Annotated in this window: 4 protein-coding genes, 1 tRNA gene and 1 rRNA gene; 1 reads left to right on the top strand and 5 read right to left on the bottom strand. The window is 70.7% G+C overall.

Annotation, left to right across the window (positions count from 1 at the left end; translation table 11 throughout):
• Positions 1 to 106 precede the first annotated feature (106 nt).
• Both IE330_RS00030 and IE330_RS00025 read right to left on the bottom strand, forming a co-directional pair.
• The gene (locus IE330_RS00030) at positions 107 to 790 is read right to left on the bottom strand and encodes a response regulator (protein WP_190133684.1); all 684 of its coding nucleotides are present in this window, start codon (positions 788 to 790) and stop codon (positions 107 to 109) included.
• A gap of 810 nt (positions 791 to 1,600) precedes the next feature.
• On the bottom strand, positions 1,601 to 7,117 hold the full coding sequence (locus tag IE330_RS00025; RefSeq protein WP_190133683.1) for a HAMP domain-containing protein: 5,517 nt from the start codon (positions 7,115 to 7,117) through the stop codon (positions 1,601 to 1,603).
• A 263-nt stretch (positions 7,118 to 7,380) separates the two neighbouring features.
• On the opposite strand from IE330_RS00025, the gene IE330_RS00020 reads away from it, so the two are divergent.
• The gene (locus IE330_RS00020; RefSeq protein ID WP_229925220.1) at positions 7,381 to 10,041 is read left to right on the top strand and encodes a SpoIIE family protein phosphatase; all 2,661 of its coding nucleotides are present in this window, start codon (positions 7,381 to 7,383) and stop codon (positions 10,039 to 10,041) included.
• 109 nt (positions 10,042 to 10,150) lie between these two features.
• Here the strand turns inward: IE330_RS00020 and IE330_RS00015 are convergent.
• From IE330_RS00015 to rrf, 3 genes are all read right to left on the bottom strand, one after another.
• Positions 10,151 to 10,223, bottom strand: a tRNA-Thr gene (locus IE330_RS00015).
• 87 nt (positions 10,224 to 10,310) lie between these two features.
• Positions 10,311 to 10,973: a DegT/DnrJ/EryC1/StrS family aminotransferase gene (locus IE330_RS00010; protein ID WP_190133788.1), complete on the bottom strand. Its 663-nt coding sequence runs from the start codon at positions 10,971 to 10,973 to the stop codon at positions 10,311 to 10,313.
• 114 nt (positions 10,974 to 11,087) lie between these two features.
• Positions 11,088 to 11,204: ribosomal RNA gene (gene rrf, locus IE330_RS00005) — 5S ribosomal RNA — on the bottom strand.
• Positions 11,205 to 11,331: the final 127 nt, after the last annotated feature.

Below are 11,331 nucleotides of genomic sequence, written 5' to 3'. Positions count from 1 at the left end.
CAGGAACGGCAGGGCGTGCCGTGACGCGTTGTCTGCAGACGCGCCCCGGGCGGCGGGGCGCCGGAGAGATCCCGGGCCCTTGCCGTCGATGGCGCTGCCGCTTCCGTCAGTTTTGCGACGGCACCGACGGAGTGCCGCTGCCCGTACCCGGCTCCAGGGCGTCAAGAGCCCTGCGCAAACCCGTGAGTTTGCGTTCGAGATGCGCTGCCGTGGCGACCGCCGCGGCGTCGGCGGAGTCGTCGTCGAGCTGTTTGGACAGCGCCTCGGCCTGCTCCTCGACGGCGGCGAGGCGCGCGGACAGCTCGGCGAGGAGACCCGCCGGCTCCTTGGTGTCCTCGGCCGCCGCCTTGCCGCCGCCCTCGAGCTGGAGGCGCAGCAGGGCCGCCTGCTCGCGCAGTTGGCAGTTCTTCATGTACAGCTCGACGAACACGGAGACCTTCGCGCGCAGCACCCACGGGTCGAAGGGCTTGGAGATGTAGTCCACGGCGCCGGCCGCGTAGCCCCGGAAGGTGTGGTGCGGGCCGTGGTTGATGGCCGTGAGGAAGATGATCGGGATGTCCCGGGTCCGCTCGCGCCGCTTGATGTGCGCGGCGGTCTCGAAACCGTCCATCCCCGGCATCTGTACGTCCAGCAGAATGACCGCGAAGTCGTCCGTCAGCAGCGCTTTGAGCGCTTCCTCCCCGGACGATGCCCGTACCAGTGTCTGATCGAGCGCAGAGAGGATGGCCTCCAGCGCCAGCAGATTCTCCGGCCGGTCATCGACCAGGAGGATCTTGGCCTTCTGCACCATGGCCCGCCCTCCTCGCCCCGGCGGTACACCGGGCGCCGCCCCAGGGGACGACTCCCTTGCGCCGTCCGTCCTTGTGCCGGTCATGGTAGCCGCACCCCGCCGGTCGCCACACCCTGTCACCGCGATGTCACTGTGCACGTAGCAGAAACGCAGTGGCGGACCAGAAGGTTCCCCGAATACCGCGGTTCTACACGGCGTCGGCCACACTCTGTCAGCAACTCCGCGTAGCGGTCCCGCTCCTGCGCGAGGTCTCTAAAGGCCCTCCGGACGACCGCCGCGTGGTTCCCGGGCGACATGCGGACCGGGCCGCGGTCATCCCGTGGGCGCACGGCGGGCACCCGCCGGACGCTCCCGGGCCCGCCCCGCGGACGGAGGACTCGCGAACGGAGGGCCTGCGGACGGACCGCCCGCGGGGGCAGGGCACGCCGACGGGCAGCACGCTGACGGCCCGCCGCGGGCGCCGCGCCCTCGGCCGCCCGGGCACCGCACCGCCCAGCGGTCGTACGTCTCCGAGCCGCGCGGTGCGCGATACCCGGCCACCGGACAGCGGCCGCCGCGACGAGGTGCCGAACACCGAACACCGGCTATCGGTCACCCGCGTCACCGGTCACCCGCGTCACCGGTCATCGGCCATCGGCCATCGGTCACCCGTCATCGACCATCGGTCAGTCCGCACGCACTCGGCGGGCACGTCACCGGACACCCTCCTCAGGCACCGGCACCCGGCATCAGCCCTCGGTCCCGGCCTCGGCCCTGGCCTCTGACCCGGCCCCGGCCCGGGCCCCGGCACCCGACCCGCGTGGCAGCCCCTCACTCCGTGCGCATCCACTGCTCCATCACCGACAGCAGGTGGTCGGGGTCGACCGGCTTCGTCACGTAGTCCGAGGCCCCGGAGTCGATGGCCTTCTCCCGGTCGCCCTTCATGGCCTTCGCGGTGAGGGCGATGATCGGCAGCCCGGCGAACTGCGGCATCCTGCGGATCGCCGTGGTCGTCGCGTACCCGTCCATCTCCGGCATCATGATGTCCATCAGCACGACCGTCACGTCGTCGTGCTGCTCCAGGACCTCGATGCCCTCGCGGCCGTTCTCCGCGTACAGCACCGACAGGCCGTGCTGCTCCAGGACGCTGGTCAGGGCGAACACGTTGCGGATGTCGTCGTCGACGATGAGGACCTTCTCGCCGTCGAACTGGAACCGCGCGCGCGGGGGGGCCGCCTCCTGTGCGGCGCCCTCCTGCCACTGCTCCGACGCCCCCGCTCCCGTCCCGGAGGCCGCACCCGACTGCGGCTCCTCCCCCGCGGGCTCCGCGGCCGCGGCCCGGCGGCGGCGCCGGAACAGCGCGGCGGGCCCGGCGGACGGCTCCGTCGCCCCGGCCGGCGCGGCCGCCCCGTCGGCGGCTTCGGGGGCCGCCCCGTCGGCGGTCTCGGCGAGGCCCTCCAGGGCCGGCAGCGCGGAGGCCGTGGGCGGGGCGAGCTGGGCGTACCCCTGGGGGGGCAGTTCGCTGGGGTGCAGGGGCAAATAGAGCGTGAAGGTGGAGCCGCGGCCGGGTTCGCTGGCCGCGTGGATCTCGCCGCCGAGCAGCCGCGCGATCTCCCGGCTGATGGACAGGCCGAGGCCCGTGCCGCCGTACTTGCGGCTCGTGGTGCCGTCCGCCTGCTTGAACGCCTCGAAGATCACCCGCATCTTGCTGGCCGCGATGCCGATGCCCGTGTCGGCCACCGAGAAGGCGATCACGTCCGCGTCCGGGTCGCGCAGCGAACCGGCCTCCAGGAGCTGTTCGCGGATCGCGTGGGGCACGTCGTTGCCGGCCGGCCTGATGACCAGCTCGACCGCTCCGGTGTCGGTGAACTTCACCGCGTTGGCCAGCAGGTTGCGCAGCACCTGGAGCAGGCGCTGCTCGTCCGTGTGCAGCGTCGCGGGCAGCTCCGGCGAAACGCGTACGGAGAAGTCGAGCCCCTTCTCGGCGGTCAGTGGACGGAACGTGGCCTCCACGTAGTCCACGAGCTGGACGAGCGCGATCCGGGTCGGGCTCACGTCCATCTTGCCCGCCTCGACCTTCGACAGGTCGAGGATGTCGTTGATGAGCTGGAGCAGGTCCGAACCGGCGCCGTGGATCGTCTCGGCGAACTCCACCTGCTTGGGGGTGAGGTTCGCCTCGGCGTTGTCGGCGAGCAGCTTGGCGAGGATGAGCAGCGAGTTGAGCGGCGTCCGCAGTTCGTGGGACATGTTCGCCAGGAACTCGGACTTGTAGCGCATCGACACCGCGAGCTGCTCGGCGCGCTCCTCCAGGACCTGCCGGGCCTCCTCGATCTCGGTGTTCTTCACCTCGATGTCGCGGTTCTGCTGGGCGAGCAGCGCGGCCTTCTCCTCCAACTCGGCGTTGGAGTCCTGCAGCGCCTTCTGCCGGTTCTCCAACTCCTCGGAGCGCTCGCGCAGTTGCTCGGTCAGCTCCTGCGACTGCTTCAGCAGCATCTCCGTCTTCTGGTTGACGCTGATGGTGTTGACGCTCGTCGCGATCATCTCGGCGATCTGGCTGAGGAAGTCCTTCTGGATCTGCGTGAACGGCTGGAACGACGCCAGCTCGATCACCCCGAGCACATTGCCCTCGAAGAGCACCGGCAGGACGATGACCTGCGCCGGGGGCGCCTCGCCGAGCCCGGAGGCGATCCGCAGGTAGCCGGAGGGCGCGTTCTCCACCAGGATCGTGCGCCGCTCCTTGGCGGCCGTGCCGATCAACGCCTCGCCGGGCCGGAACGAGGTGGGCATCGACCCCATCGAGTAGCCGTAGCTGCCCAGCATGCGCAGTTCGTACGCGTCGCCGTCGCGGACCGGGTCGGTCGCGTCGTCGGTCGGCACGGCGAGGAAGAACGCGCCGTGCTGCGCGGAGACGACCGGCGTCAGCTCGCTCATGATCAGCGAGGCCACGGCCTCCAGGTCGCGACGGCCCTGCATCATGCCGGAGATGCGGGCCAGGTTGCCCTTGAGCCAGTCCTGCTCCTTGTTGGCGAGGGTGGTGTCGCGGAGGTTCGCGATCATCGTGTTGATGTTGTCCTGGAGGACCTGGATCTCACCGGCGGCGTCCACGTCGATCTTCAGGTTCAGGTCGCCGCGGGTCACCGCGGTGGCCACGGCCGCGATCGCGCGCACCTGCCGGGTGAGGTTCCCGGCCATCTCGTTCACGGACTCGGTGAGGTCGCGCCAGGTGCCGTCGATGTCCCGCACGCGCGCCTGGCCGCCCAACTGGCCCTCGGTGCCCACCTCGCGGGCCACGCGCGTGACCTCCTCGGCGAACGACGAGAGCTGGTCGACCATGGTGTTGATGGTCGTCTTGAGCTCCAGGATCTCGCCGCGCGCATCGATGTCGATCTTCTTGGTGAGGTCGCCCTTGGCGATGGCCGTGGTGACCATCGCGATGTTGCGGACCTGACCGGTCAGGTTGGACGCCATGCCGTTCACGGACTCGGTGAGGTCCTTCCACGTGCCCGAGACACCGGGGACGCGGGCCTGGCCGCCGAGGATGCCGTCCGTACCGACCTCGCGGGCCACCTTGGTGACCTGGTCCGCGAACGAACTCAGCGTCTTCACCATGGTGTTGAAGGTGTCCGCGAGCTGCGCGACCTCGCCGCGCGCCTCGATGGTCACCGTCTTCGTCAGGTCGCCGTTGGCGACGGCGGCGGCGACCTGGGAGATGTTCCGCACCTGCATGGTCAGGTTGTTGGCCATCAGGTTGACGTTGTCGCTGAGGTCCTTCCAGATGCCCGTGACGCCGGGGACGCGGGCCTGGCCGCCCAGCTTGCCCTCGGTGCCCACCTCACGGGCGACCCGGGTGACCTGCTCGGCGAACGAGGAGAGCTGGTCGACCATCGTGTTCACCGTCGTGACGAGTTCGAGGATCTCGCCCTTCGCGTCGACGGTGATCTTCTTGGACAGGTCGCCGCGGGCGACGGCGGTCGTGACCTCGGCGATGTTGCGCACCTGGAGCGTCAGGTTGTTCGCCATGCCGTTCACGGACTGCGTCAGGTCCTTCCACGTACCCGACACGCCCTGCACCTCGGCCTGGCCGCCCAGGATGCCGTCCGTACCCACCTCGCGGGCCACGCGCGTGACCTGCTCGGCGAAGGCGGAGAGCTGGTCCACCATCGTGTTGAGGGTGTTCTTCAGCTCCAGGATCTCGCCGCGCGCGTCCACGTCGATCTTCTGCGACAGGTCGCCGCGCGCGACCGCCGTGGCGACCTGCGCGATGTTGCGGACCTGCGCGGTGAGGTTGCCGGCCATGCCGTTCACGGAGTCCGTGAGGTCGCGCCACACGCCCGCGACGCCCGGCACCTGCGCCTGGCCGCCGAGCCTGCCCTCCGTGCCCACCTCGCGGGCCACCCGTGTGACCTGGTCGGCGAAGGCGGAGAGCTGGTCGACCATGGTGTTGATGGTGTTCTTCAGCTCCAGGATCTCACCGCGGGCGTCCACGTCGATCTTCTGCGAGAGGTCGCCGCGCGCCACGGCCGTGGTCACCTGGGCGATCTGGCGCACCTGGGAGGTCAGATTGCCCGCCATGAAGTTGACGGAGTCCGTCAGCTCCTTCCAGGTGCCGCTCACGCCGTCCACGCGGGCCTGACCGCCGAGGCGCCCCTCGGTGCCCACGTCCCGGGCCATCCGCGTGACCTGGTCCGCGAAGGACGAGAGCTGGTCCACCATCGTGTTCACGGTGTTCTTGAGCTGGAGCATCTCGCCGGAGACGTCCACGGTGACCTTCTGCGACAGGTCGCCGTTCGCCACCGCCGTCGTCACCTGCGCGATGTTGCGCACCTGTCCGGTGAGGTTGCGGAAGGCGGTGTTCACCGAGTCGGTGAGGTCCTTCCAGGTGCCCGCCGCGCCCGGCACCTGCGCCTGGCCGCCCAGCTCGCCCTCGACGCCGACCTCCCGCGCGACGCGCGTCACCTCGGCACCGAACGACGACAACTGGTCGACCATCGTGTTCACGGTGTTCTTGAGTTCGAGCATCTCGCCCGCGACGTCGACCGTGACCTTCTGCGACAGGTCGCCGTTCGCCACCGCCGTCGTCACCTGCGCGATGTCCCGTACCTGCGTCGTGAGGTTGCGGAAGACCGTGTTGACGGAGTCCGTCAGGTCCTTCCACGTCCCGGCCGCGCCCGGCACGTTGGCCTGACCGCCGAGCTGCCCCTCGGCGCCGACCTCGTTGGCGACGCGCGTCACCTCGTCGGCGAAGGTCCGCAGCGTCTCGGTCATCTGGTTGATCGTCCCGGCGAGCTGTGCCACCTCGCCGCGCGCGCTCACGCGCACCTTCTGCGACAGGTCGCCGTTGGCGACGGCCGTGGTGACCTGGGCGATGCCGCGGACCTGCGCCGTCAGGTTGCCGGCCATGAGATTGACCGAATCCGTGAGGTCCTTCCATACGCCCGCGACGCCCGGGACCTGCGCCTGCCCGCCGAGCTCGCCCTCCGTACCGACCTCGCGCGCGACGCGGGTGACCTCCGAGGAGAACGAGGAGAGCTGGTCCACCATCGTGTTGACGGTGTTCTTCAGCTCCAGCATCTCGCCGGCCACGTGCACCGTGACCTTCCGGGACAGATCGCCCTTCGCGACGGCCGTGGTCACCAGCGCGATGTCCCGCACCTGGGCCGTCAGCCGGTAGGCCATCGTGTTGACCGAGTCCGTGAGGTCCTTCCACGAGCCGGACATGCCACGCACCCGGGCCTGCCCGCCGAGCTTGCCCTCGGTGCCCACCTCGCTGGCCACCCGCGTGACCTCGTCGGTGAACGTGGAGAGCTGGTCGACCAGGTTGTTGACCGTACGCCCGACCTTCAGGAACTCGCCGCGCAGCGGGTGGCCGCCGCCGTTCGGCCCGTGCGCGCGCAGCTCCATGCGCTGCTCCAGGTCGCCCTCGGCGACCGCGGAGAGTACCCGGCCGACTTCGGAGACGGGCCGGACGAGATCCTCGACGAGGTCGTTGGCGGCGTCGACCGCGGCGGCCCAGGAGCCCTCCATGGCGCCCGTCTGGAGCCGCTCTGTGAGCTTGCCCTCACGCCCCACCGTCCGCCGCACCCGCGACAGCTCTCCGGTGAGATGGAGGTTACGGTCGGCCACCTCGTTGAAGACCGCGGCGATCTCCGACATCACGTCGTCGCCTGTGACCGTGAGCCGCCTGCGGAAATTGCCGTCCCGCATCGCCACGAGCGCGGTGAGGAGGCGGTTGAGCGCCGCGGCCTCCACCGTGACCGTCGTCCCGTTGCGTGGCTTGCGCTGCCCGTTCAGGGACCGTCCGTCCTTCGCGCGCGTCTTACTGCCCCGCGTCGCAGCGCCAGACTCCACTGTGTCCCTCCCGGAAGGGTCGACCGTACTGCTCAGGCTTTCGTCTCAAGCCTGCCCAGTGTTTCACCATGGCCGAACCAGGCCATAACAGTTCGGCAGCTTCGCACACCGTCCGCACACCCTCCGGGCGGAAACACTGGCGACCGGCATCAGCATGGACGGCGAAGGTAAGTAACCTGGCATCCGGCTGTCCCACCATCCCGGTCCTGCCCGGCCAGGGCGGTGGCACACATAACAGCGGGCATCGGAGGGGCGGCCGCACCATGGGACTGCAGATTCCCGGGGGACAACGGACGAGGAGCTCTGTGATCACCGCGCGCGCGGCTGCGACTTTCGAACCCGTCGGGCGTTCCGTCGCGACGGCCCGTTCGTTCGTCCGGGACACCCTCCAGGGGTGGGGGTTCTCGGACGTCGTCGACGACGCGGTCGTCCTGACGAGCGAGCTGGTGACGAACGCCGTGGTGCACGCGGGCACCGCCGCCGACGTCCAGTGCCTGCGTACGGACGACGCGGTGCGCATCGAGGTCTCCGACCACTACCCCGAGCGCGAGATCCCGCTGCAGAGCTCCCCCGCGACCATGGGCAGCCCGGACCGCGAGGGCGGCCGCGGCCTCCAGCTCTGCGCCGCGCTCGCCACCCGCTGGGGCGTCGACTACACCCCGACCCACAAGCAGGTCTGGTTCCAACTCGACCTGCCGGACCGGCCCGTGGGCACCCGCGCGGCCGGCCCGTCGCTCGCGCCCGAGCTGCTGCCCCTCACCGACGGCCGCGTCCGCGTCGCCGTCGTCCAGATCGACCGCACGGGCGCCATCTCCGCCTGGAACGAGGACGCCGAGGAGCTCTTCGGGTACGTCGCCGAGCAGGTCGTCGGCAAGCCGCTCACGGACTTCGCCGCCTGGCCGCACACCCCCGGCACCAGCACCGGCATCGCCGACGCCCTGCAACTCTCGCGCTGGGAGGGCAGTTACGGCATCCGCGACGCCGACGGCCGCGTCACCCCCGTCTACGCCTCGCACCTGCGCGTACGCGACACCGACGGCGAGCCCTCCACGGTCTGCCTCCTGGTGCGCGACGACGAACGGGCCGTCCTGCAGACCCCGTTGCGCGGCCCGGCCCCCGAGCCCGGGGTGCTCAGCGAGCCCGGCGCCCCGGACTCCTTCGAGGTCTTCATCGGCTCGCCCCCGCCCGACGACCTGGACGGCCTGCTGCAGCGCACCGTCGAGCGCGCCCGGGACATGCTCGACGGCGACGCGGCGTTCCTGCTCCTGGCCACGGACGACGAGACGGAGCTGGAGGTACGGGCCTCCACCGGCCTGCCCTCGGCCCGCCAGCGCTTCGCCCGCGTCCCCGTGGAGGCGGGAACCGGCCGGTACGGCTCCGCCCGCATGCCCGCCGTCCACGAGGACCTCACGGCCGTCCCGGACGCGGTGCCCCTCCTGAAGGGCACCGGCATGCGCTCGGTCGTCACGGTCCCGCTGAAGGTCGAGGGCCGCCTCACGGGCTCCCTGGGCGTCGCCGCCGAGATCCCCGACCGGTACTCGAACGAGGAGGCCCTGCGCCTGCAGTTCGCCGCGGACCGCATCGCCCTGGCCGTGGAGTCGGCCCGCATCAGCGAGCTGGAGCGGCTGCGCCGTGGCTCCCTCTCCTTCCTCGTCGAGGCCTCGGACCTGCTCGCGGGCACGCTCGACCGCGACCAGACGCTGGCCCTGATGGCCCAGATGACGGTCCCCACGCTCGCGACCTGGTGCGCCGTCTACACCATCGCCGACCAGTCCTCCGAGCCGGACCTCTCGTACGTCCTGCACGAGGACGAGGAGCGCATCGACGGCCTGAAGGCGCTGCTGAAGAAGGTGTCCCCGCCGGAACCGGTCCCCACGCCGGGCGCCCGGGTCTGGACAGCGCCCTCCGAGGCCGCCCACCAGTCGGCGCTGCGGACGTCCATGCGCAGCCTGGGCCTCGGGGAGCCGATGTCGACCACGGCGGGCATCGGCACGTCGCTGTCCACGGCGTCCGCGGTGGGCGGCGAGACCGTCGTGCTGCCCCTGGTCGCCCGCAACCGCGTCATCGGCATGCTCACGCTGGGCAAGCCCTCCGACGAGCACTTCCGCCAGGAGATCCTGGAGCTCGCCGAGGACCTCTCCCGCCGGGCCGCGCTCGCCCTGGACAACGCCCGCCTGTACTCGGAGCGCACGGCCATCAGCCAGTCCCTCCAGCGCAGCTTGCTGCCGCCCGGGCTGCCGCAGGTCCCGGGCGTGGAGGTGGACGTCATCTACCGCGCGGCCGGCGAGGGCAACGAGGTCGGCGGCGACTTCTACGACCTGTTCCCCATCCGCGACGGCGCGTACGGCTTCGCCATCGGCGACGTGTGCGGCACGGGCCCCGAGGCGGCCGCCGTCACGGGCCTGGCCCGGCACGCCCTGCGCCTGCTGGCCCGCGAGGGCTTCGGCGGCCCCGCGGTCCTGGAGCGGCTGAACGCGGCGATCCTCGACGAGGGCGCCCGCAGCCGCTTCCTCACCCTCCTGTACGGCGAGCTGTGGCCGCAGGACGACGGCTCCGCCATCCTCAAGATCGTCTGCGCCGGTCATCCGCTGCCGCTGCGCCTGCGCCAGGACGGCACGGTCGAGCCGTACGCGGAGCCGCAGCCGCTGCTCGGCGTCATGGACGACCTGGAGCTGTACGAGCAGACGGCGACGCTGGAGCCGGGTGACGTGCTGCTCTGCGTCACCGACGGCGTCACCGAGCGCCGCGAGGGCACCCGCATGCTGGGCGACGACGGCCTCGCGGACGTCCTGACGACCTGTACGGGCCTGACGGCGGGCGCGGTGGCGGCACGGATCATGCGCGCGGTGGAGCGCTTCGCGACGGACGCCCCGTCGGACGACATGGCGATCCTGGCGATGCGGGTCCCGGAGCGCCAGGACTGAGCCCGCGGGCGCGGGGCCTCCGGGTCCCGCCGGTCCTGCGGGACCTCACAACGGAAAAGGCCACAACGGAAAAGGCCACCGCCTGCGAGGCGGTGGCCTTTTCTCTCGGAGCCCCCAAGCGGAATCGAACCGCTGACCTTCTCCTTACCATGGAGACGCTCTACCGACTGAGCTATAGGGGCCAGTTGCGCCTTGCGCGGTTTCCCGCGCGGCAACGGAATAGATCATACCTGACCACGAGCGGGTCTCGAACCACTCCGGTCCGATCGCTAGAACGCCGGCTGCAGCAAGCCTCCGAGCGCGTTGCACGCCGAGACGATCCGCTGGAGTTCACGTCGTGTCAGCCAGGCGTCGACCGGCAGCGCCAGCGTCTCGTCCGCGGCCCGTTCGGTCTCGGGCAGCTCCACGTCGCGCCAGTACGTGGGCGTGCGGTGCAGCGGGGTCTTCACGGGAACCCGGCAGTCGACGCCCTTGGCCCGCAGCACCCGCGCGAAGGCGTCCCGGTCCGGCCGGCCGTTGCCCGGCACGCGCACGACGTACTGCTGGTAGCTGTGCCCGTCCCCGCCGACGGGCGTGTGCACGCCGTTGAGCCTCGCGGTGAGGTACGCGGCGTGTGCCCGCCGCCGTGGCGCCTCGTCGTACGTGGCGTCGGGCTCGCCCTCTTCGAGCACCAGCAGCGCGTGCCGCTGCCCGAGCGCGTGCATGCCGGGCATGTCGGCCTGGTGGCCGAAGCGCCGGACGACGACGACCGCCGCGGTCCGCTCGGTGCGTACCGCGTCGACGGCGTCCACGTCGAGGCAGTACGTCATCGGGTCGATGTCGGCGAACACGGGTATGGCCCCCGCGGACACCACGGCGTCGGAGACCGCGGTACTCCCGTACGCGGGCACGACGACCTCGTCCCCGGTCCCTATCCCTGCTGCGCGCAGCAGCGCTTCAGTCCCCATGGGACGGATGGTGATCGCGCAACGTGAACGGTAAGTAACACAAAACGAAAAAGAGCTGGTCCTCGAACCGAAGTTCGGGGACCAGCTCTCTCACATTTAGTTCGGCGGCGTCCTACTCTCCCACAGGGTCCCCCCTGCAGTACCATCGGCGCTGTAAGGCTTAGCTTCCGGGTTCGGAATGTAACCGGGCGTTTCCCTCACGCTATGACCACCGAAACACTATGAAACTGTGAACGACCGCACCACACCACCAAGGGGTGTGGGGTTGTTCGTGGTTTCAGAACCAACACAGTGAACGCGAGCAACTGAGGACAAGCCCTCGGCCTATTAGTACCAGTCAACT

Source organism: Streptomyces longispororuber (assembly GCF_014656095.1).
Classification (GTDB): Bacteria; Actinomycetota; Actinomycetes; order Streptomycetales; family Streptomycetaceae; genus Streptomyces; species Streptomyces longispororuber.
Note: the sequence above shows the minus strand (reverse complement) of the source record. Positions and strands in the feature narration are given on the sequence as shown.